This is a genomic window from Rufibacter roseolus, assembly GCF_017916365.1.
Lineage (GTDB): Bacteria > Bacteroidota > Bacteroidia > Cytophagales > Hymenobacteraceae > Nibribacter > Nibribacter roseolus.
Window position 1 is genome coordinate 428365 of record NZ_JAFMSU010000003.1, and the last position, 24027, is coordinate 452391.

General features: G+C 45.6%; 18 protein-coding genes and 2 tRNA genes. 1 reads left to right on the forward strand and 19 read right to left on the reverse strand.

Annotated elements, in window-relative coordinates; translation table 11 throughout:
* Positions 1-24: 24 nt before the first annotated feature.
* The 19 genes from J3P35_RS17620 to J3P35_RS17710 form a co-directional block, all read right to left on the reverse strand.
* Entirely contained in the window at positions 25-945 is a 921-nt protein-coding gene (locus J3P35_RS17620; protein WP_210465992.1) for a glycosyltransferase family 8 protein, read from the reverse strand.
* Between the two features lie 83 nt (positions 946-1028).
* Positions 1029-2147, reverse strand: a complete 1119-nt coding sequence (locus tag J3P35_RS22225) for a glycosyltransferase (RefSeq protein ID WP_210465993.1) — start codon at positions 2145-2147, stop codon at positions 1029-1031.
* A 167-nt stretch (positions 2148-2314) separates the two neighbouring features.
* The gene (locus J3P35_RS17630; RefSeq protein WP_210465994.1) at positions 2315-3079 is read right to left on the reverse strand and encodes a glycosyltransferase; all 765 of its coding nucleotides are present in this window, start codon (positions 3077-3079) and stop codon (positions 2315-2317) included.
* A gap of 103 nt (positions 3080-3182) precedes the next feature.
* The gene (locus J3P35_RS17635; RefSeq protein WP_210465995.1) at positions 3183-4040 is read right to left on the reverse strand and encodes a glycosyltransferase family 2 protein; all 858 of its coding nucleotides are present in this window, start codon (positions 4038-4040) and stop codon (positions 3183-3185) included.
* A 191-nt stretch (positions 4041-4231) separates the two neighbouring features.
* On the reverse strand, positions 4232-5044 hold the full coding sequence (locus tag J3P35_RS17640; RefSeq protein ID WP_210465996.1) for a glycosyltransferase family 2 protein: 813 nt from the start codon (positions 5042-5044) through the stop codon (positions 4232-4234).
* 38 nt (positions 5045-5082) lie between these two features.
* Positions 5083-5724 carry an acyltransferase gene (locus J3P35_RS17645; protein WP_317195401.1) on the reverse strand — a complete coding sequence of 214 codons (642 nt, stop codon included), beginning with the start codon at positions 5722-5724 and terminating at the stop codon, positions 5083-5085.
* Between the two features lie 51 nt (positions 5725-5775).
* A complete protein-coding gene (locus J3P35_RS17650) occupies positions 5776-6984 on the reverse strand; it encodes a glycosyltransferase family 2 protein (RefSeq protein ID WP_246850345.1) in 1209 nt (402 codons plus the stop codon).
* 130 nt (positions 6985-7114) lie between these two features.
* Positions 7115-8314: a glycosyltransferase gene (locus J3P35_RS17655; RefSeq protein WP_210465997.1), complete on the reverse strand. Its 1200-nt coding sequence runs from the start codon at positions 8312-8314 to the stop codon at positions 7115-7117.
* A 121-nt stretch (positions 8315-8435) separates the two neighbouring features.
* The gene (locus J3P35_RS17660) at positions 8436-9380 is read right to left on the reverse strand and encodes a glycosyltransferase family 2 protein (protein WP_210465998.1); all 945 of its coding nucleotides are present in this window, start codon (positions 9378-9380) and stop codon (positions 8436-8438) included.
* Complete coding sequence (locus J3P35_RS17665) at positions 9373-10815, reverse strand: O-antigen ligase family protein (protein WP_210465999.1); 1443 nt, start codon at positions 10813-10815, stop codon at positions 9373-9375. The genes J3P35_RS17660 and J3P35_RS17665 overlap by 8 nt, the downstream gene beginning before the upstream one ends.
* Positions 10816-10943: 128 nt before the next feature.
* On the reverse strand, positions 10944-13127 hold the full coding sequence (locus tag J3P35_RS17670; protein ID WP_210466000.1) for a GumC family protein: 2184 nt from the start codon (positions 13125-13127) through the stop codon (positions 10944-10946).
* Positions 13124-13867, reverse strand: coding sequence for a TolC family protein (locus J3P35_RS17675; protein ID WP_210466001.1), 744 nt, complete (start codon positions 13865-13867; stop codon positions 13124-13126). The genes J3P35_RS17670 and J3P35_RS17675 overlap by 4 nt, the downstream gene beginning before the upstream one ends.
* Before the next feature lie 11 nt (positions 13868-13878).
* Complete coding sequence (locus tag J3P35_RS17680; protein ID WP_210466002.1) at positions 13879-15039, reverse strand: sugar transferase; 1161 nt, start codon at positions 15037-15039, stop codon at positions 13879-13881.
* A gap of 12 nt (positions 15040-15051) precedes the next feature.
* Positions 15052-15432: a response regulator transcription factor gene (locus J3P35_RS17685; RefSeq protein WP_149092703.1), complete on the reverse strand. Its 381-nt coding sequence runs from the start codon at positions 15430-15432 to the stop codon at positions 15052-15054.
* Between the two features lie 361 nt (positions 15433-15793).
* Positions 15794-17677 carry an ATP-binding response regulator gene (locus J3P35_RS17690; protein WP_210466004.1) on the reverse strand — a complete coding sequence of 628 codons (1884 nt, stop codon included), beginning with the start codon at positions 17675-17677 and terminating at the stop codon, positions 15794-15796.
* Between the two features lie 240 nt (positions 17678-17917).
* Entirely contained in the window at positions 17918-19297 is a 1380-nt protein-coding gene (locus J3P35_RS17695; protein WP_210466006.1) for a sigma-54-dependent transcriptional regulator, read from the reverse strand.
* 511 nt (positions 19298-19808) lie between these two features.
* Positions 19809-21389, reverse strand: coding sequence for an ATP-binding protein (locus J3P35_RS17700; protein ID WP_210466007.1), 1581 nt, complete (start codon positions 21387-21389; stop codon positions 19809-19811).
* A gap of 1442 nt (positions 21390-22831) precedes the next feature.
* Positions 22832-22904, reverse strand: a tRNA-Lys gene (locus J3P35_RS17705).
* A 65-nt stretch (positions 22905-22969) separates the two neighbouring features.
* Positions 22970-23042, reverse strand: a tRNA-Lys gene (locus tag J3P35_RS17710).
* A 138-nt stretch (positions 23043-23180) separates the two neighbouring features.
* Here J3P35_RS17710 and J3P35_RS17715 point away from each other — a divergent pair.
* Positions 23181-23876 (forward strand): SH3 domain-containing protein, encoded by a 696-nt coding sequence (locus J3P35_RS17715; RefSeq protein ID WP_210466008.1) that lies wholly within the window; start codon positions 23181-23183, stop codon positions 23874-23876.
* Positions 23877-24027: the final 151 nt, after the last annotated feature.

The window sequence follows — 24027 nt, forward strand, 5'->3', positions numbered from 1 at the left end:
GGTATTTATATTTTAATTAAAGCTTTAATGGCCAGGGTAAATGAGCACGTTTTTGGCAAAGAACTTCTTCATGATTTTCCTGACTTTATTTCTGGCCTTGGCATAATAGATTCTGGAGGAGCTTATCTGGTTTTCACCGTTCCAGGGGGTTTGGCTCAAATAGTGGTAGAACAGCTCCTGGTAATGGTGGTTATAGTTATAGGATTTATAGATAGGTTTTGTAGACATGAAATGGATGATGTTGGGGTCTGTGTGATCGCCTTCGGCAAAGTAATTCCAGAGCCCGTCCAGTTCCAGCCAATGATCGGCCAATAACACGTTCAAACCGTATTGGTCGGGGAAATTCGCAAAGTCTTTGTTCACTTTGATGCACTCCAGCACCTTGGAAGTGATGTCTGCGTCCTTCCATTTCTTTATATCAATCATGAGCAGGCCGGTGTTGAAATACTTCGCACTGCCTTGCAGGTTTAGTTCTTTGTAATTGACAACCCCGCCCCACCGGCAGTCAATGGTCCTGATCCTTGAATCGGTGACGGCCGCAATAATCTTATCCTGGATATCTATGTTCCACAGCAGGCTGATGTCCTTCTGCACAATCATGTCCACGTCTAAGTAAATGGCCCTTTCCACATTTTGGGGCAGGAAATAGGAAATAAAAAGCCGCATATAGATGTTCAACGGCCAGGAGCTTTTATCTAGCGGCAGCTCTATTCCCGAGGGAGCTGCGTCTTCCATGGGAATCCAAAACAAAGTAGTGGTTTCTGTATTCACAGAGGCCTGCAACTTCCGTTTTGTCTTGTCTTTCACCCCATCTTCTATCACATAGAAATGCAACGGTTCTTTTGAGGTATGATTGACTTCAATAGACTTGATCAAAGCAGCCAATAAGATCACATAGTGATCATCAGAAACTACTACAATTGAAATTGGAACAGATCCAGTCATAATAATTGGGGACTTTAATCTAATATTCTGTCAGTTATCCAGAAGCAAAATGCTTCATGGAAGCAACAGGCAACAGTACTCTCTCAATGAATCACAGCATCTGGACCTTGCTGCGGCACGCTTTCCAACTCAGGGTAAATGGATCTCAGAAAAACGGAAACCACGTTCTCCCAGGTAAATTCTCTCGCAAAGTCTTTTCTTCTTTCTTCCTGGGAGCTTGTATTTTCCCGGAGGGCCTTTTCTATCTGGGTGATGAATTCATCTTTTCCATTAGCCAGGTACGTATGCTCCTGAAACACCTCCTGCATGGTATTGGTGGAGGTAGCCACCACTGGTTTGCCCATGGCCAGATACTCTACCACCTTCAAAGGGAAATTGCTTTTGGTGATATCGTTCAAGATTTGGGGATTAATGCACACATCAAAGCCCTCTAGATAGGCTGGCACTTCCTTGGTGTGTTTCAAGCCTAGGAAGTACACGTTGGGCAGCCCATGCAACTCACTGGCCTTGAATTCATCGTCTTCTTTTCCAATAAAGACAAAGCTCCAGTTTGGCCTTTCTTTGGCCAAATCGGTCATTAAACGCAAGTCTAGCCTCAGCGTGATCAGGGCGCCAACGTACCCGATGATGGGTCCGGGTATTCCTGTCAAATCCTGCGGGATGGTTCTTATTTTCTCTGAGGTATACTGGCTCGCATCAAAGCCATTGCCTATGTAATAGCTATTGCGGTTGTATTTCCTGGCCCTTTTTGTGAAATCAAGCGAATTACACACCACCGCGTCTGACTTCTGCATCAGTTTAGGTTCAAGGCTGGCGCCGTGTTTTCTCCAGTAATCCAGCCCCAGGGTATAGTCCCTGTCTAAATAAACATACTTCGTAGGCCGCAGAATTTCCTTCAGGTAATAGCTCCTGAAAATGTCTTTGTCGTTGACCAATACAAAATCCTCAAAGCCCAACACATCCAAGGCTTCCTGGATGTCTTTTCCCAGTCGTTCATTGTTCAGCCTGTTCAACATAGAGAACACCGGGGTAAACGGCACCCAGTTAATGGACTCAATGATGCGAGAAGGGTTCAACATCCAGAGGTTGGTGTCTAACTGCACCAAAGGCTCTTTCTTATTCTTGATCGCCTCAATGTGAGCCGTCACAAACTCATCATTATGCGAAGTAAGCGTGGCTCTTCTATCAATGGGGGAATTCACATACAAAACCCTATGGTTTTTCGCCAATTCTTTAGCCAGACAAGTAGAAGTTGACTCTCTGTCTGTATTGATTCTCTGTAGGCTGACAAAAACGAAATTCATAGGTATTAGGCTATAAGAAGAAAGGGGTGGAATCCCTCCACAGATTTCATAATTTAAGAAGGAGTCTACCTAGCAAGATGCAGGTCAAAATTGTATTTCACCTGCCTGTAAACATCTCTCGCCAAGACAATTAAGGGGTTCTTGCTCTTTGTCCAGTCACTTCTGATTAAGGTACTAGGCTCCTGCGCTGTGTTATTCTGGACAAACAATGATTGGTAATCATTGTAGAATAAGCCTCGTCCTTTTTTCCGGATAAAAGACACGCACATGGCGTATTCGCATTTGTCAATACTGCCTACTTCTTTATACCTTCCAAACTTCTCAAGGAAAGTGCTTCTCCTCAGATGCGGGTGGTCACTGTAGAAATATACTTTCTTGTATTGAGGGGCAAACGGGAAAATGTACATCTCTGAAAAACCATTGCCATAAGGCTTTAAATAAGGATAAAGGAGGTAAGAATAATAGCGGATGATATCCAGCCCTTTATCCTCCTCCATTATCTCCAGACTCTCCTGCAGCTTTCTGAAAAAGCCTTTTTGCGGCTCAAAATCCTCCTGCACATAAAGGGTATAAGGGGTGGTCACGGCATCCTGCCCTTTATTGATGTTGTTACCTAAGCCCTTATTTACCGGAGTAGTGATTAAGTTAAATTTGAATTCCTCCCGAAGTTCATAAAGTTTTGCCAGGTGTTCTGGCTTGCTTGCGTCATCAGACACTACAACCCCCCCGAACACACAGTTATTACTTCGGAAACTTTTTAACAGTCGTTCTAAAGAAGAACTTCTATTATAATGGGTAATTAATAAAGTTACTTCTTTGAAGGTATACATATCATTTACCGTTGCATTTACTTAATCCTGTCAGCGCCTAAAGGCCTATTACCGTATGTTGTAAATTCCCATTTCTTACTTCATTATTCAGAATCCCGGGGATTTACTTGTTCGTCATGCTTATATTCTTGGGCATGCGCGTGTTGAAGTGGTTTTTGAAGCGCTTCAGTTCTTTCATAATCCTGGCATTGAGCGCCTGTGAGAAATTACCGGTTCGCTGCAGAGTACGGGGGCTGGTCCAGGCACGTGCTTTGTTTGACCTCACCTGCCTGATCTTCCCGTATTTCATGAGACCCAGGCAAAGCTGGCCATCATCTCCCCAGAAGTTTGTCTCAATAAAGCCCACCTTCAAGCCAAACTCTTTCACATACCCCATGCTGAGCCCATAGGCATTGTAGTAGGGCCGTTTAAGCTGCCTGATCTCCGAGATCACATCTTTCAATGATTCCAGGATATAGAGTTTCCACCTGGGGAAACCTGGCTCACTGATAAATGAATACCGCCCGTAAACACAAACCACATCTTGTTTCACCAGAACCTTCATCATTTCATCAACCCAGCAGGAAGGATAAAAGCAATCTGCGTCTGCCAACAGAATATACTCCCCGGCCGCATTCTTCTGACCCGTTTGCCGGGCCGGGCCGCAACCCTGTTTTGCCTCAAACAAGGACCTTACATGAAGCCTGTCTACCGTATCCTGGGTTCTGTCTTTAGAGTTATTGTTGATGACAATGATCTCAAAAGGGATTTTGGTTTTCATCTTTGACAGACTGGCCACGCATCTGAGAATGTTCACCTCTTCGTTCCAAGCAGAGATAAGAATGCTCACCAGTGGCCTTTTGCTTTGTACCCTATCCAAGTCGGCGTTTATCTCGTCAAATACCCTGGCAGGAATTTGCTCATAGCTTTCATAATCAAACTTGAGATGATTTATCCAATCTGGATTGCTGATAACTCTCATGAGAAACTTCTTTTTGGTTCACAGGATGAACTTTATCTCCATAAATTTAAATATTTTCTTTTATTCAGCATATAAATAATCAGAAAATATAACACTTTTATATATTAGAGGCTCTGAGCAGGATCTTTTCCTGCTTTGGAGCGACTTGCAAGCTACTTTTCCTTGCACATCAAATACCAGCAGGGCATTTTTCAGAGCTTGTTATTCAAGCACCTCTGGGTAAAAGCCAAGGCAAGGTCATTTTTTATAATCCGGCCTTTGAGGTACCACCACCTCAGGAAAAGCACCACCGGAACCTGTTGCTGCCGCCAGTTTACCCGCTTCATGGTACTGGGTTCTTCCGGAGAATTCTTCTGCTCAAAAAGGGAGGTGAAATCTTCAAAATACACGCCTTTCCCTCCGTTCTTAATAAAAGAAAGGCACATCTTAAACTCCGTGATATCGCCTTTTTTCCCTTCCACATACCTCCCGAATTTTTCAAAGAAGTTGCTCCGCCTTAAGTGCGGGTGATCACTGTATTGGTAGAATTTCAAATGGTTGGAGAACCACGGTTGCCCCTTGAACACCATTTCTGAAAATCCCTTTTTGTATGGTTTCAGGTACGGATATTTAAAATAAGCGTAAAACCGCACCAGGTCTATTTCCTTCTGTTGCTGCAGGATCTTCAGGCCATCTTTGAAATGAGCCGGGAAGGCTGGCTTGGGTACAAAGTCTTCCTGCACATATAAGGTGTAGGCGGTTTTCACCGCGCTCTGGCCTTTGTTCATGTTGTGGCCTAGTCCCTTATTCACCGGACTGGTAATCAGCTGGAAGCCATATTGCATTTGCAGTTGCTTTAACGGCTCCAAGTGCTCTGGCCTGCTGCCGTCATCAGACACCACAATGTCTTCAAAAACACAATTCAGCTCCTGAAAAGACCTGAGAAGCCGCTCCAGGGAACTACTTCTATTGTAATGGGTCACTAATAGGGTTACTTCATGAAAATAATGTTTAGAGTTATCCATTTCAATGAATTCCACTTGTTCTAATTCTAACCATTGTTCTAGATAAGTACTGGTTTCTGCAGTGTCTGTTGTTTCTCCCATTGGGCCGTGTCAAAGTTATATCGCTTGAGGATTTTCGCGGGATTCCCCCCTACCACTGAGTAAGGAGGCACATCTTTGGTTACTACGCTTCCGGCAGCCACTACAGAATGCTTACCTATTCGTACGCCCGCCGTGATGACCGCATTCGCCCCAATCCAACATTCATCTTCCACCACGATCTCTCCAACCGTACAAGGCTGATCTTTGATGGGCATACCTACCTTTTCGTAGCCATGGTTAAGACCCGAAATGACCACATTTTGGGCGATGATAACATGGTTCCCAATGGTCACCGGCCCAATCACCACATCGAAGAGCCCTACAAAGGTGTTCGCCCCGATGTGCACAGGACCCATTCCGTTATTAATGACTGCGTAATCTTCTATCACGGAGCTTTTACCCACCGTGAACTGGTTGAAAGGCAGCACATCCAGTCGGGCCTTGGGCTGGAAGACCGCATCGTGTTCTTTTTTGTGGTAAAAAGGATTCATGAACTGCCGCACCCACCACCGGGGTTTTGCCTGGTTTTTAGGCATGAGCAGGTATAGCGCCAGTGCTTTCAGCCGGGGATCTGTCTTTATCTTCTGTACGATGCTCACTTTGTTCTGACTTTATAATGTACTTACACCTTTCGTTTTCTGCCAAACCGTTCAGATCACCTCGCTTACATCTTTCTGCTGAACCAGGATAGCCGGAGCCTCTGCCCGGCTGGCTTTCTCCCAGGCTGCTGGCTGAGATTTTCTTACAAACCGGAAAAAGCCCAGGAACACCGCCACATTCATGATGGTAAAATAAAGGGGGAGCAAAAGCAGCTTTGACTTTTCCCCCCTTGATTCTGCCTGCCAGCCCATCCAGGCCATGAAGTAGAACAGCACCTGCAACCCAAAGAGTAGGGCGCCAAATCCATTTCCCCGCCAGGCCAAGGCAAAGGAGAGTGGGATTAGAATCGCCAGCATCAAAGGTGCCAGGCTCCAACGCAGCACCCTATGCGAAACATAGAGAAACGTGACAATAGGTTGGTGAAATGGATTCAAAAGCCCACCCAAGCGGAACATTGACTGCCACCCACCGGCACAGATTCTTACCTTCCGTTTCATTTCCTCATGGATGGAAGTGGAAGGCGTTTCCGAGGCGAAAGCCAAGGGCTCATAAACCACCTTGAATCCTTTCTCCACTATCCTGAGGGACTGCACAAAATCATCCAGGATGGTGTCTTCCTCCAGAGGCTCAAACAAAGAGGACCGAAAAGACACCAGTTCACCGGCCGCTCCCATCAGGCTGTAGATATCAGAATCGCAGCGCTTAAGGAAGGACTCATACTTCCAGTACAATCCTTCTCCGGCGCCGGGGGCAGACTCCAAAGCCATGACTTTCTTCTCCCCGGAGACAGCGCCTACCTCGGGGTTTTGGTAGTGTTTCACCAGTTCCCGCACCGCTTCCTTGTTCAGAAAGGAATTACAGTCTGTGAAGATGACAAACGGAGTGTCCACATACTGCAAGGCTCTGTTCTCGGCCATTGCCTTCCCGCCTCTCACGGGAGAGTGAAGGTGGACTATCTGCGGATAGGCAGCTAATACCTCAGCAGTATGATCCGTTGACCCATCGGTAATGAAAACAATCTTCAGCCTATCCTCGGGGTAAGACAAAGCCAGGCAGTTCTCAATCTTATCTTCCAGGATGAAGGCTTCGTTGTAAGCCGGCACCACCAGCGTCACCTCTGGCTCAAAGCCCATCAAAAGGGTAGGTTTGCCTTTCCTGGCAATCGCTTTCGCCCAAGCCCACGCCACTAATCCATACCCTACATAGGTATAAAATACAATGGCAATCGCTACCCAAAGGCTCACTTCCAGAACATCCATAGCAAATAGGTTTTAGAGTGGATTACTGGTCCTTCCGGAAGGAATTAAGGCCGCTGAAGAAACCAATGACCAGGAAAACAATGGCGGGGAATGCAAAAATCTCGAATGGCATGTTTTTGTTGGTTAGTTTTTAAATTTCATTTGAAACTGCCTTGGCAGTGTGGGGCGTGGACATGAAGGAACTCTTTGCTTTCTTTATCTGGAACAAGGCTTTCACCATGCACAGTAGCGCGTAAGGAAGCTGGACCACCGCTTTCCACAGCTGTCTATTCCGGTAAAACTTCCCTGGCAAGGCAATAAGCAATGCCGCGCTCAACATCAGCAGCAACGTTGCCCAGAACAGAGGAGACGGTCCCACGGGCAAAACCAAAGAGGCTAGAAAAAAGAAGCCCAGCACACCTATGAGCAATATCCGAGGCACCAGAAAAGCCTGGACCACCTTATTGAAGAACTCGAAATTGCCGCTCCGGAAAAGCTGAACAAATCCCTCAAAAGCATACTTCTTCAGAAACTCAATCTGGGCGGCGATCCACCGGGTGCGCTGCTGGGTAAATACCTTCGCATTCTCTATTTTCTCGTCATAAACGAACACGTTGTCCAGGTAGCAGATCTTCTCCTGGTCTTTGACGATCCTGAAATCCAACTCTTTGTCTTCGCCCACGGTCTCACCAATACCCGTCAACAGTTTTTTTAGGTACAGAAAGTCAAAAGCCATCCCAGACCCGATCAAAGCCGAGGACATCCCGATGGCATAATGTCCTTTCCGGTAAATGGAGTTGTTTATCTCTTCGTTGCAGGCATCCAGCAGAGCAAAAGAAGAGTCTATGTTTTTGGCCGTTCTATGGGCCTGCACCACCTTATAGCCGGCAGAGAAAGCCCGATTCACCTCCTGCAGGAATCCCTGACCCATGATGTTATCCACGTCCAGGATGGCCACCACGTCATAGGCATCCTCAGGCAATGCCTCCAAGGCCGCCGCCAGCGCTTTGCCTTTGGTGCTTTTTTCAAAAAACACCTCCAAAACGCCCACTCCCGTGGTTTTCAGTTCCTGGATGGTCTCCGGGTTCAAGCCATCGGCAACTACGAACACATCAAAGTCTCCGGAGTAAGCGTGGTTGATGGCGGCTTTACTCGTTTCCAGAATCACCTCATTCTCCCGGTAAGTGGGAATAAGAACGCAAAACCGCCGGTCCAATGGCAGCAGTTCCTGTAAGGGTTTGGCTTTCTTGTGGCTTACCAAAGAGAAAAACAGCAGGTAGCAACAGTTGAACAGGAGATAAGCCCCAATCACTAGAAGAATGATACTCGCTGTGGATTCTATAAAAGCCATAAGTGTTTTAAGCTTGTTTTTATAAAACAGGACTAAAATCAACTGACTCTTGCCCTCTTATTTCAGAGGATGGCCGGTGACCATCCCAGATTCATTTATTCAGGTTAGTTTTTGGCCTAGCTCATGGCATGGCCAGTTCCGGTTCCGCAGTTTTACTTCTGGAAGGAAACCGGTTATCCTGGATATGGCGGGCTGTCAGGTTCCACCACAATCCGCGCCCTAAGGCCTTCAGGTGTTTTCCCTCCATGCGGAGGCCGAATCCGAGGGCTTTTTTGGGAATAGCAGCCAAAAGGAAAATCAGCATGCTGGTCCAGAGTGCCAATCCCCGGATGTTCCTTCTGATGAATAGTAGCCGGTTCCGGTTCATGTAATAGGTTTTGAGCACAGACGCTTTTCCCACCGAAACAGACTCTTTGTGATAGATCACGGAGGAAGCCACGTAATGGCAGGTATATCCCGCCCGTTTAATCATTTCACACCAATCCAGTTCTTCATAATAGAGGAAATATAGCTCTGGCATTAGCCCCACTTCCTTTATGATCCGCATGGGCACCATCATGGCGGCGCCGTCCGCGAGCACGGTTGAGGTAGAGACATCATGTTGCCCATTGTCCTGCTCATATTGCCCGATGGTGATGCTGCGGCCCGTCCAGGGATTAATGCCTTTGGAGCCGGCGTACTGAATCATCCGGTCCGTTCCGTAGTAGATGATCTTGGGAGACGCAATCCCGGCGCGGCTATCCCGCTCGAAAAGCGCTACCAATGGCTCCAGAAAATCAGGCGCTACCTCGGTGTCATTGTTCAGGAAAAGAAGATACTCGCCCTGAGCCTGCGCAATGCCCAGGTTATTGCCCCCGGCAAATCCAAGGTTAACGGCCGACCTGATCAGTTTCACCTCCGGGTACAGTTCCTTGATGATGCCCGGGTCATGACTGGGCGAGGCATTGTCCACCACAATCACCTCAATGTTTGGGTAGGTAACCTTCCTAAGTGACGAGACCATCTCACAGGTAACCGCCGCCTGGTTGTAATTCACCGAAATAACCGATACCAAAGGTTTATGCATGGACTTCAGCGGGCTGCGGTTCTCTATCCAATTTGGGCCCCTGGAAAATGAAGGCCCAGGACACGAAAATGATCATGGAAGAAGGCATCATGTTCATGATCTCATTACTGTAACTACTAATGATAATCCCGGTAAAGCCTGCCGTCAGGGCCGTAAGCTTGAACTTGAGTCCCCTATCCTTCGTGTTCCAGACAATCCCGCAACTTTTCCCGATGATGTACATCATCATGCTGATCCAGATGATGAAGCCCGGGGTCCCCATCTCTGCCCAGATCTTCACCCAGTAACTGTCGGGCGGAATAGAGGCCAGATAGGTACCTCTGTTGTAGTTCCGGCCGGTAAACCCAATGGCCCCTACCCCACCACCGAAGGGGTGGCCGCTGAGGTATTTCTCAATTTTCATCTGGTTTGTAAGACGGGCGTTGAAGGAGGCATCGTGGGGTCTTAAGGCAGAGCGCATCCGTCTGATCTCAAAGTGGTCCTGGCCAATGGAAGTGAATTTCAGGAAGCAGAACCCTACCACCAGAACGGTCAGCGCAATAGTGGTTACCTTGAAGTTCTTGGTGATGAATACCACCACGCCTAACCCGATAAAGATGGTAAACAAGGCGCCCCTGGTTCCGGAGATAGACTCCCCGTACAGGAAGGCCATGGCAGCCAAACCGCACAACAACCGTTTCCAGATTTTATATGGTCCAAAAGCCAGCACCAGGGCTATTACAAATAAGTGGGCCTGGGAAGCCCCAAACTGACTCGCATCTGTGTAGAACGAAAAGGCGCGCAACTCCCCGAAGATCATGTGCGTCATGTACCCGGAGGTGGTCATCCAGGTTTGCTCAGCGGCAGAGAGACCAAACTTCACCTGCTTCACCCCATTCAGGGTGGCCAGCAAGGACATGACCATGATCAGGATGAGGAAGAAATCAAGGTCCTTTCTGGTGGTGAAGATCATGAGGCAGAGCGGCATCACCAAAATCCAGAGCAAGGGATACCTGAAGTCCAGCATCCACCCGAAAATATTGGAACCGGCCGGGTTGAAAAGCTCCAGAATGTAAATCAACGTCCAGAGGGCGCCCAAAATCACTATCTCATTGTTGAGCTTGCTCCAGTCATACTCTCTTCTGTTATGGAAAATAATGGCTAGCCAGGTAAGCACCAGCAGCCCCTCTACCACATAGATGTAAGGGAAGTGGCCGATCTCCCTGGCAAGCAGGTTGAAGATAAAAGAGTAGATGATCAAAGAAACGACTCCTACCTTAGGCTGCTGGAAAACCGAAAACACAAAAGGCAGAACAAGTAAAATGCTGAGCATGATGCCCGGCACCCAAAACCCGAATTGGGCCGTTAACCAGCCTATACCAATCGCCAATAAGGCAATGAAAGGTATGAGCAGGTTGAATGCTTTTCTATCTGAAGAGATCTGAAGTTGACTCATGTTTGTCCGCATTTGCACTGAGGAGGTCAATGCTCTGTTTTTTTGAGTCCTTCTCAGCTTCTATTTGACTAGAAGCGAGAGAAGGACTCCATTGAAAATCATTGAGAAGGCTGGCTCAGAGGCGGGTATTACACCGTTTCTAAAGCAGGGAAGTCTTTGTGGGAAGGCAGTACTTTCTGATCCTGAAGCACCTGTCTTGGTCTTACCACCACCATTTCCTTGGCATCGTCTGGGCGAACAGCGCTCAGCACGGTTTCAATTGGTGCGTTAGTGACTTTCTGAACATTCTCAAACATGGTCTTGTCTGACTGTTGCCAAACCCGGTTTGATCTCACGGTCAACAGTACCAGATCCAGGTGCTTGAACAGTGACACAGGGTAGGTTTCTTCCAGCACTGCCGGGAATTCTACCAGCACTACCGCATTGTTCAGGTAATCCATGCCGGCCAGATCCGCAACCGTAGCATCCGTTAACACCCCTTGCAAAGGAGAATAGAATGTGTTGTGGGCATCTGGGCTTACCATGCCTTTATGGCTTTCCGGGTGCAACACCTGGGTTTCAATTCCCATGGAGATCAGGTTATTAGCCAAAGCGCGGCAGAGTGCTGTTTTACCTTCTCCAGACATACTGCTCAGCACACCCACCACATATGGGTAAGCAGTATCCTTCTGTTTCATTTTGAGGATCAGTTGTCTGGCTAGTTGGTCTTCCGCGTTTTGGGCCAGTTGCAGTTGTTTAGGGCTGGTGCTGTGGGTGGCGGGCAGTACCCCGAAGATTGGGTATTCTATCTTTTTGACGGCTACTGATGGTTTCCGCAAAGAATCATCCAACAATTCACGCGCCAGCAACACCCCGAAGGTTAGCAGGAACACCCCAATGGAACCGAAGAGAATCAGCAGGATGCGGGTAAGCTTGGTTGGGCTTCCTGGCATGTAAGGCGGGTCAATCACCTTCAGCTGCGACGCCATTTCAATGTTCTGCTGGTTCAGTTTACTTTGGTTCAGTCCATCCAGCTGGGCAAGGTATTCCTTTTCAGCCATGGTAACTTCACGGGTAAGCTTTCTGTTTTCATCGCCAAGCGGCATGAGCTTTTCATATTCCTGGGCGTAATCAGATCTTTGCTTGTTCACCAGATTGCGTTTGCTCTTCAACTCTTCCAGCAGGAAAGTGGCTCTCACCCAGTCGTTAAGCAGATTGGTCGTTGGCAACCCTTGAACAGTATGGGTGTTGGTGAAGTGCTTATCCACGGAGCCCATCATCTTTTTAGAGAGATCATCGGCTTCCTTTTTCAAAGAGTTCAGTCTACCTGCCTGGGCGCCGTTTGCGTTTCCTTTGTTCAACAGTTCTAATTCAACAATTTCTGTGGTAACCTTAGAAAGTCTGTTTTTCAACTGAAGTACTTCCTGGCTGTACAGGTTGGGCACCCCTCTGTCTTTCAGGCTCTGCTCCAATGATCTCAAGGTGGCGGAGGCTCCTGCATATTCAATGTCAAGGTCATTTGCCTTGGCCATTAAGGTGTTCTTTTCTGTGGTGGTGCTACCTACCTGCACATTGTAATCAATGATCCCATTGGTCTGCTGGAAACGCAGCAGGCTTTCCTCAGCATTCTTCAATCTTTCTTGGGCCTTATTGGTGGCCTCCACGAAATGCTTCACAACCGATTCTGATTGAGCAGTAAACAAGGTTCTATGCTTTTCAAACAACAGCTTGGTAAGCATATCCAGGGTGTGTTTCGTTTGTGCCGGATCTCTGAAAGTATAAGTGATAGACAACAGGTCACTATCGCCCATCCGCTTGGCTTCTATTGAACTTAGCGCGTTCTCAGAGTAACCCAGGTCACTGTTGTAAATCACATCCCGAATAGGGTTGCTTGGTGTGGCATTGAAGTAGGTAGAGAGGTTTTTGGCGGTTTCCTCTACAGTTGCTCCCACCAACTTACTTCTTAAAGAAGCCGGTACAAGTTCTTTCAGTTGGTTATAGGCTTCTTCCCCAATGATATTTGGATCATGTTTCTTTAACATGAGGTGCGAAGCCAGCAGGCGGAAACCCAATTCATCTCTAAGGTCTCTTGAATCCAGAACAGAAATCAGGTTGGCGAAACCGTCCTTCGCGACCTTGTACTGGGTGCTGCTTTCCGTAACGTCGCTGATGTTGTAACCAGACGCGATACCTGTGTATATGGTGGTACCAGATTTATATTCATCTACCTGGTCCTGGGTAAAGAAAAAGATAGAAGCCGCTGTTACCGTGGTGATTGCCACCAGTAGGAACCAGTTCCGATTTATAAGTCTAAAGATTTCTGAAGGTTTCATTTGCTTTGTATTAAGTCGATTAGTCTAGTTCCGATTGTTTCTTCCATCATTAAAAGCTGGGTCTCATAGTTGACCTTCGCTGTTTGTAGTGCAGTGGCAGCGCTGGTGTAAGCCTGCTGCACGTTAGACATGGCGTCTATCATGATCTCACCGCTCTTAAATTGTTTTTTAGCGATCTCCTGGCTTACAACTGCGGTCTGGTAAGCCTGCTGCTGCAGTTCAAGCTGGTTTTTGGCCATCTTGAGGTTTTGGTACAGGTTGATCACCCGCATTCTTACCGCCTTTTCAGTTAGCTTCTTGCCGCCCTCGGCCTGAACCACTGCCAAATCCTGGTTCTTGATGGTGTTGTGACGGCTTAAGAGCTGGCCCAAAGGCAGAGACATTGACAAGCCCATGGTATACCTGGCGCGTAACGGGGCATCAAAGGCGTTGAAGGAATTCACTGGCTCGCCGTTGGTGTTCCAGTTATTCATACTGCCGTATGTGTAAGAGGAGTTGATGGAGAAACCACTATAGAAGTTTTTACGGATAATCTTTCTTTGTTCAATGGAGGCCAATCTTGCGGCATCTGCATTCTCTAACTCTGGGGCGTTGGCAAGGGCTGTTTCAATTAGAATAGGCAGGGCATATTCAGAATTAAAGAGCTTCTTTTCCCAATCAGCTTCTTTGGCAGGAGCAGTCTGAGCAGAAGCTACCAGGCCATACAGGGTTAATAAAAGTGCAAGCGAAAGTTTTTTCATATTCATTTTGGTTAAACATTTTCTTTTTGAAACATAGCCGGTACTGTCTTGAGCAGAATGTAGAGGTCTTTCTTCAGGGAGAACTTCTGGGCATATTCAATATCCAGGGCCTTCCGTTCTTCCTCAGACATGTTTTTTTTGCCGCGTTTACTTACCTGCCACAGGCCTGTTATGCCGGCAGGAGCAATAAAGCGGGCGGCGTACTCATCGGTGGTGATTTTCTCCGCTTCGTAGATGGGAAGAGGCCGGTTCCCGACTATTGACATGTCCCCTCTCAGCACATTGTATAGTTGGGGCAATTCATCAATACTGGTATTCCGGAGAAACAGGCCTAAGCGGGTAACCCTGGGGTCATTGGCTATTTTAATAAATGCGGGCCCTACTTTGTTTTTCTTTCTCTCTATGTATTGGTGCTCACAGATGATTTGCCCCTGTTCATCTATCAATTTGTTTATGCACTCTGTGCTTTCTCTTTCGCAGGTGGCACAGAGTGAGAAATGATGCTCCTCAGACTTACTCGCGGGAGCCTGGTACTGGTTGAACACCTTGATGGAGTCAAGCATCTGGTCTGCATCATGGCGCATAGACCGGAACTTCCAGAATTTGAAGATTTTAAAGCCGGTTCCTACCCTGTATGAATAGTAGAAGGCCGGGCCTTTAGACTCAAGTTTTATGAGCAGGGTAATTAATAACAAAATGGGAGAAAGGCATATCAGAGCCGTGGATGCCACCACAATATCAAATACTCTTTTCCCCAAAGGGTATTTGTAGGCGAAGACACTGTGAGGTCTGGAATTTGCGTCCATTTTGTTTGCCTTGGCCAGATAGTTTATTCTGGTGGTCAACTTCTCTTTGTCTGGCTTTTGATAGAATATATCTGAGATCCCGGCGGCCATCAGCATTCTTTGCAAAGAGGGAGGAACGGGGCCGTGCGCTAACCAAATCACGGGAGTTGCGGAAGCAAACTTTTCCTTGATCGTTCTCAGCAAATTGATGCCTAAGGGAGAACCTGGCGTTGCGGCATTGATAATAAGGTCGTAGCGGTCGCCTTTCTCTAGGGATCTTAAGAAAAGCTTAGGGTTATCAAAATGCTTTATCTCTATACCTGGGCCAAACTCTGACTCAAATGCATTAGCTTCCTGAACGTCCGGTGAAAGATAAACAACCCTCATGGTTTTGCCGTGTTAAGAGATTTTTACTCTTTTTAGAACATTCTTTATCCTTATCTCCAATTCCTCTGGATTGAAAGGCTTGATCATGTAATCATCTGCTCCACTCTTGAGGCAGAGGATTTTGTTTCTGGACTCTTCTTTGCCAGACAACATGATTAATGGAATATCCTTGAAGAGAGTACTGGCCCTAAGCTGTCTGATGAAGTCAAGGCCATTCATGAAAGGCATTTCAAAGTCAGCTACTATAGCATCTATATGATGCCCTTCTTCTAACCAGGCCATGGCTTCCTTTCCATTTGATTTAACCACCACCTGGTATGCCTTGGAAAAGTAATGTTCCAGTATCAATCCTATAGTAGGCTCATCGTCCACAATTAAAATACACTGTTTCATTTTATCTTTTTTATATTAATTATGAAATTACCATGCCAAACTAAATAATGTATTAAAAAATAGCAAAAGAGTATAATTAGATAAACCATACACAGTTTCTCATCCCATTTTGGGAAAACATGTTCCAAAGTGGGAACAAACTGATTTTTCAGGATTTTTATAGAAAAGAAATAAGAAGGTAAAGGCTATACCTCTACTTAGAAATTAGCCATGAAGCAGGCCATAAACGCTTACTGGCTGGGGCACAAGTCCCATTTCAGGGTTGTTTTTAAGAAAACGGCCCTGAAATGGAACTATGGACAGTTAAGTGTGGTTAGGGGTACTCATAACAGCAAAGAAATCTGCTGGTCTGATACCTTGGTTATGCTATATCAAGCTCTCTGGAAAAGACTTCCACCACTTTCTGGGTAGTCTCTTTCACAACTCCCATTAACCTGTTGATTTCTGATAGATTGGTTCTGGATTGAGAAATCTCCTCAATCTTCTTCATCGCCTCAGCAGCTTTCATGACTTTGATATTGCCGTAGGTAGATTTAAGGCTGTGTGCGAGGAGCGCTACCGTGTCCCAGTCTCTTTGTTGAATAGCATGGGATAGCTTTGAGATTTGCCCTGGCACCAGGTCTATGAAAAGCTTCTGCATTTTCTTGATGAACACGGCATCTTCTGCCATATTACCCAGGCCTGAGAAATCATACAACAACTGCTCCTCCTCGCCTTCTTCCTTGGTGTTCCTTTGTTGCTCTCTGGCATAATGTCCCGTGTTCCTGGAGATACACAAGTACAAATCAAAGGCATGGTAAGGCTTCCTGAGGAAATCTGTGAAGCCTACTGCCTTAAACTCCTCCAGGTCCATGTTGCCCGGATTGGTGGTAAAGGCCACAATAGGCGTATGCTGGTTTGGCCCTTCTGATTTCCGGATAACGGAAACCGCTTCATAGCCATCTATACCAGGCAATTCAATATCCATCAATATCAAGTCATAAATGGTTTCAGAGGCAAGTTTTATTCCCTCCTCTCCAGTGCTTGCCATGTCAATTTTGGTGTCCCAATTTTGGATTTGGTGTTTCACCAAGGTTTGGCTACTTTGGTTATCATCCACCAAAAGCAGCTTAAGTTCAACAGAATGCTCAGGGTGAATGCTTCTATCAGGATTAGAGACCTCGCTTTTCTCTAGTGCCTGTGCTTGGCTTTGCACGATGGGGAAAGAAAGCGTGAATTCAATGCTGGCGCCCTGGTTGGTTGCCTTTTCTAACCAAACCTTACCACCCTGCAGCTCAATTAGTTTCTTACAGGTATAAACCCCTAGGTCAACACCACTTCGCTTATATTTTTCGTTGCCGTAGAAATTGCTTTCTGAGTCAAACAGCTTAGATAATAGCTCGGAATTCTGATCCAAACCGATGTTCCTGATAGAGAATTGCAAATATAGCATATTCTCTATTCTTTGTTTCTGCTGAATGGAGAATACAACCTCTTTGGTCTTAGTATACCTGATGGCACACCTGATCACCTTTACTAATACCAGGTTCAAATAAACCGGGTTGATCTCAATGGGAGGCAGCTTTGTAGAGGGCTCTACAAAACTAATGGCTACGTCTTTCTCAGCCGCTTTAGAAATCAGTGATTGAACGATGCCATTGGTAAACGCTACGACATCCACCACTTCTGTGGTTAAATCCACTATTCCCGCCTCTACCCTGGCGTACTCTAAAACGTCCTTAGGAACATCTAAAATGTAATCTGAGATTGACAGGACAGAATTAAGATACCGTTTTTGGTCTTTGCTTATAAAAGTCTGCTTCAAAAGCCTGACCAAGCTAATAATGGCATTGATGGGAGCTTCCAGTTCTCTATTCACATCTGCTAAAAACTTCTCTTTAGCAGCAAATGAGTCTTCTGCAACCTGGATTGTCTCTTTAAGATTGGTTATTTCTGTGGAGGTGGAAAATAAACAGCGGTCGCCGTTTTCCTGTTCAACTGTTTTCTTGACGGTAAGGTACCAAACGCCCCTTCCGTCTTCCAGTTTAAAGAACTCCTCAATTTCATTCACCTCATTGGAGCCAAGCACTTCCAAATCCCTTTCATAAGAGAAGTCAAAGTCTATGGCTCCTTTTTCCAAAATCTGGGGTAAACTGGAACCGTGTAAAAGGGCATACGCTTCGTTTGCCCAGATGATTTTCCCTTTTGAATCCTTTATATAGGTAGGGTTGGGGCTCTCCTGGAAAACTTGATAAATAAATTGCATAACTTTTTAACAACAATTTCCCCATCCCCTCTTTATAGCAATCCTTAACCGGAAAAACTATGCCTAAACATTTTTGAATTCACTTAAAAAGCCTGTTGACAATGGTAACGATTGGCAAACAGGCTGTACTCTATGCTTATTGAAAATCAACTCATTTTATTGTAGTTAAGATCAACCGTTAATGCTTTTTAGCTTTGCTCCTCGAATAGCTCTGGCTTTAAATCAATCCTCTTTTCAGAATCAGTATTTCTTCTGTTCTGGAATAAGGACATCCCCTTTTTGAATCATCCGGTAAATAGTGGACTTCCCAACTTTAAGCTTATCTGCCACATACACCACGTTGTAATTGTACTTATCTAAATACTTTTGGACGGTCTCATGGATATACTCATCCAGTGTTTTTTCCTCTGAAGAAGGCGCCGAGACTGTCTTTTGGAGTTGGATATCGTCATCAGTCACCACTTTTGAATCAGAGAGTACGGCAGCCAGCTCTACTACAGCTTTTAATTCCCGCACGTTTCCCGGGTAAAGGTGACCCAAGAGCTTTTTCTGAGCATCTGAACTGAAGGATTTTTCTTCCATGTCGTTTTGCTGGCAGAAATCCTTCAATACCTTATTGGCAATAAGGAGAATATCATGGCCTCTTTCCCGCAGCGGTGGCAAATGGATTTGAATACCCAGCAACCGGTAGAAAAGGTCTTCTCTAAAGTTGCCTTTTTTCACTTCGTCCAGCAGGTTCCGGTGGGTAGCCGTAATGATCCTTACTTCCACCGGGATGCTTTTATTTGAACCAACAGGGGTAACTTCCCTTTCCTGCAAAACGCGCAGTAACTTAGCCTGCAGGTTAAAGCTCATTTCCCCAATTTCGTCCAGGAAAAGGGTACCACCGTTTGCTTCCTCAAACTTGCCCACCCTCCGGGAAGTTGCACCCGTGAATGCCCCTTTTTCGTGGCCAAACAACTCACTCTCTAGTAGTTCAGATGGCAGTGCGGCAATATTCACGGCCACAAACGGCATTTTAGCTCTGCGCGAATTCAGGTGAATTGCTTTGGCGATGAGCTCTTTTCCGGTACCGGTTTCTCCGGTCACCGTCACGTTGATATTATTGGCTGCTGCTTTTTCAACGAGCTGGTAGACTTTTTTTATCGCCTCAGAAGACCCCACCAGGTCACTCCCCAGGGCATATTTTTGTTTTACTTCCTTCCTGAGTACCTCAATCTCCTGCTTAAGGGTTCTGTTGTGTTTTATCTTTTCAACGATACTCCAAAGCCGCTCCTTGGTTTCTTCGTTTTTCACGATGTAATCATAGGCACCTAACTTCATCAGGCTTACCGCCTTTCTGATATCTTCCTGCCCAGAGATGATGATGATGTATGAATTAGGGCTCTTTTCCAGGATCTTGAGCAAAACCTCTTCCCCGGTTACAGTGGGCAAATGGTAGTCAAGCGTGATAATGGAAGGCGTTTCTGTCAAACGGCTCAGAAAGTCCTCCACTGAATTAAATACTTCTACTTTATGATCTGGGTTGGCCGAAAGGTGATAACTCAGGAACTGTGAGTACCAGAGATCATCTTCAAGCACAAAGATCTTTTCTGAAGAGTCATTTTGCAGGCTAGACATGAGGCTTGGGAATAAACATTGAATAATATCAATTAACTACCATCTTATGCCAATTTAAGAAAGAATTTGGATTATAGTTAACTGTATTTGCATCATACATCCTCATTAAGGCAAATCTCTACACAAACCGTATTTACCGCGACATGTACTATTGCATCATTCCGTTTATTTTAATCTATATGGCTCCATCAACTGCTTTTATCTATTGCCCCAGTTAACAGCGGTTGCAATTTTTGCTATGGACTTAGAAAAGGTTGGTTTAAGCAGGAAGAGAAGGGTCGGGTTTTTAAATGCTCGCGCTGGATGGTTCCTTGTATTGAGGAATAAGCTTGCATCCTCATGCTCAAGGTTGTTTTACTCAGGTAATACCATAGGAACATCTTACATGGTAGGGTGACGGATTGACAAACTATCCGAAGCGTTCCATACTGCGGCAGGCGAAAATCCGAACACCAGGGCGCCTAGCCCAGGTAGCTACTATCGGCGGTTCACCTGAGAGGCTTCGCAACCCTTAATTAAGGATTTTACTTGAGTCCAGGTGTTGGAGCAGCTTGTTGAACAGGTCCTGAGGCACGAAAGGCTTGGTGAGGTAGTCATTCACTCCTGCCTCAAATATCTTTTTGCGTTCACCTTCACTTGCGTTGGCGGTTAAGGCAATCACCGGTAATTGATGTCCTAATTTCCGCAGCTTTGACACAGTCTGGAAACCATCCAGGTTAGGCATGTAAAGATCCATCAAGATAAGGTCATAAGCGGAAGAATCCATTTTACCTAAAGCCGCTAAGCCGTCTTCTGCGGTGTCAACTTCCGCGTGCCAGTTGGTGAGCAGTTTAGTTGCAACCGTTTTGTTCATCACATTGTCATCAACAACTAAAATCTTCACCCCTCTGAGCTTGGAGAATGGAATCTTACTGCCCCCGGTTTTAGGCAAGGTCACCAAAGAGGCCTGTGGCTTCACAAACCTTAACCTAACTGAGAACTTGGAACCCTCTCCCGGCACGCTTTTCACCTGTATACTGCCTTTATGGAGTTCTACCAGGTTCTTGGTAATAGACAAGCCCAAACCTGTACCACCATACTGTCTGTGGGTAGAAGAGTTTACTTGGGTAAAGCTTTCGAATATACTTTCCTGCTTATCTAAGGGGATTCCAATGCCGGTGTCTGTAACAGAGAATTCCAATACCCACTCCTGGTTATTCTGGTAAATAACCTCCACCCCTAACTTTACAGAGCCGTGGTCAGTGAATTTAATGGCGTTCCCTAATAGATTATTAAGAATCTGCATCAACCTAACAGGATCTCCCGCCACTTCAGAAGGCGTGCGTGGATCAATAGAAAGGTCAAAGCTGATTTTCTTTTCCATAGACCGCAGGCAAAGCGCCTGGTGCGTGTTTTTCAGCAGGTCCTTCAAATGGAAGTTCACCTTCTCCAACTCAACCTTCCCTGCTTCTATCTTAGAGTAATCAAGGGTGTTGTTGATCAAGGCCAGCAAACTTTGGGAAGAGAAATGAATGGAATTTAAATTTTCCTTATGTTCTTCTTTCAGGCCGTCTTCCTGCAACAGAAGGTAGGTAAGCCCCATAATGGCATTGAGTGGGGTCCGGACCTCATGGCTCATATAGGAAACGAACTCTGCTTTCAACTGGGCAGTATGCTCTGCTGCTATTTTTTCAGAGACCAGGGCTTTCTCCCTAAGGACAAACTCGGTTACGTCTTGGATGGTCCCTATGATTTTGGTTCCTCTCTGGTTTCTGGCAATCGCCTTGCCTTTTATTCTTACCCAGGCGGCCTTGGCGTTATTGGGCACCTCCATCAAACAATTGAGGTCCTCACCATTCGTCACCAGGCTTTCCCAGGCTTTGGTCAAATCCGCTTGCCCTTGCTCACTAAGAAAAGGCAAGAGGGCATCAAAGCCTCCTAAGGTAACGGAAGCTGGAATATTCAATAATTCATATACAAATTCAGAGCAAGAAAAAGCCCCTGAGTCTGGTGCATACTCCCAGAAGCCTGCTTCTAACAAAGACCCTACCTCTGCACCCAAAGCACCTACCTGCTGCAAATGACTCAGCTTGCGGCGAGCAATAGTCTGCAACTGCCCCCTATTTAAGCTTTTGTGGAAAGAAATAAAAGGCAAGGTTTGGGCTCCTTCAAAATGCTGGAAGCAATATTGGGTTGGCACAGTCACAGAAGTGGGGTTACCAAAGGCACTTCCCCTTTCATTGTGCCGTAGGGAATAATCTCTGAAAACGTAAAAACCGGTATTAGAATTAGAAACCTCCTGGAAAGCCATTCCTACCGGGAAGGTTTCATTAACACCCATGATTCTCCTTTTCCAGAGCTTATCAGTGGAGTGGGTCAGCACAGCAAACCACTGTTCCTTCACGGCAGAAAAAAAGGACTTTATAAATTCCTTGAAATTGCTGGTCGTTAAGAACGAAGGCGGAACTCTAAAAAGCGTGTCTATTCCTTCTAAATGCTTTGAATACAAAGTATTGTTGTCAGTTCTTGGGAATTGCAAGGACTGCCACTCATTCAAGCTCTGAGATTCTTCTACGATGATTGGAGCAGACTTCATAAACAATTCATTTACTTATTCCCTAAACCAAATATACAATAAATTATTAGTTAAGTTTTGTTTTTACATATTATTTTTAAATTTTATTCGAATTAATTATTTGATTTGTACACATTTTAACGATACTTATAAATTTATTTATATAAATAGCATCATTAAATCTTCTTGATACTTTTCCCTACTTTTTGATAGTTTATCTGATATCCTGCATTTTGCTTTAAATAATTGCGTTTACTTAGCTAATGAAGACCATGTGATTAACAAATCAACAATGGCTTATTTAAAGCATTGCCTTAACCTGTTGATTATTAAAATAAACAAAAGGCCATTTGGTAAATTAAAGTGGCAATAAAGGACTGATTCTTTCACTGCGCAAACACAAAGCCACCGTTGACCTTGCTTCATCAAACAGATTAAACTCATCCTATCACCCAAAGGAACAGGAAGTTGCAGACAATTATAAACGGCGCATATACAAAAGGTTTCAACTTTAACATTAAAATCAAGCTACGTCTCCTAACCCTTTTCCTTATCTAAGGAAAGGCTTTCCCCATTCGGGCTTATATTCCAATGTACTATTTTTTAGCAGCGGCTTTTAAGCCTGCTTGAAGGGCTTTTGCTTCAAAGTAAAGAGTACTTCAAAGCAGCAGTAAAGAATTAAAGGCTTAGGAAGACATACAAATGAAAGACACACGGCCCGCCCCTAAAAAATGACTTGGACCTGACGGAGCCTATGGCATCAAAGAGAAAACATCAGTCCTTACTCCTAACATTGGATACCTAATCTGGTACGTTCACCTTAGAAAAGGGCTTTGTAGCTAAACAACCGCTAAGCATACCCGACAGCGCACCTTCTAATATTTACCTCTACAATCTGTCTGGAATTATAGAGCGCACCCAGGAACACTGAGGCATTAAAAAGAAAAAGCCCCTCATTAAAAATGAGAGGCTTAACCAAGTGATCCCGCTGGGATTCGAACCCAGGACCCATACATTAAAAGTGTATTGCTCTACCAGCTGAGCTACAGAATCAGGTACTTAAAAGGTGGTAAAAAAGCCTTTCCGACGTGAAGGCCGGAAAGGCTTTTGGCAATCTGTGATCCCGCTGGGATTCGAACCCAGGACCCATACATTAAAAGTGTATTGCTCTACCAGCTGAGCTACAGAATCTTTTTACTACCTTTGCTTGGGAGGGCGTTACCCTCATTTGCGATGCAAAAGTATAACCCCTTTCTGAAAATGCCAAACATTTTTCGCAAATTCTGTCTCCTTTTTTATGCTGTGGGCCTCTTTTGGATACAACCCGTTATGGCTCAATCGTCTAGCGAAAAACTAGTCCAAGCAGATTCTTTATTTAACCAGCACCGCTATACCCAAGCCCTCCAGATTTATGAGCAGTTGCTCTCCCAAAAGCGGATTTACTCGCCGCAGATGCTTCTAAAGATGGCCTACATCCATGAAGGGCTTCAGCAATACACCCAATCCATGCATTATCTGCAACTCTACTACAGCAAGCACCCCAGCCGGTCTGTCCTGCGCAAAATGGAGGAGGTAGGCCTGCAGCAACATCTGTCTGGTTACCAGTACACCGACTGGAACTTCTTTAAAACGCAGTTCTATAAGTACTATACCCAAATTTTGGAATTGCTGCTGGTGGTGGCTGTTATTGCCATCACACTCCTTTTGGTAAACTGGACTAAGAAGAAATCCATCAGCCCAGAAACCAAATTCATGGTGCTCATCTACCTGGCGTTTGTCTTTTACTTTGCCAACTTCCTGAGCCTAGACCAGCAAGGCATCATCCAAAACAGCAACGTGCCCATCATGGCGGCCCCCTCAGCAGGCGCGGGACTCATCGCTACCGTAAGCCTGGGTCATAAAGTGAATATCCTGGGCGAGCAGGACATCTGGTACCGGATTGAGTGGAATGACCAAACCGCCTATATCCGGAAGAACAACCTGCTCCTTCTTCCCCAGCCTCTAGGTGAAAAAAACAATTTTTGATTGGCCTCTGATACAGGCTACAACCTAGCAAAAAAGCATTGCCAGGTTGTGGCGCCACGCCTTGACCTACACTACACTACTTTGTTACTATAGTACATAGGTCATGCTAGGCTACCGATTAGTTTTGGGCAACGTATCTCTGCAGGAAGTT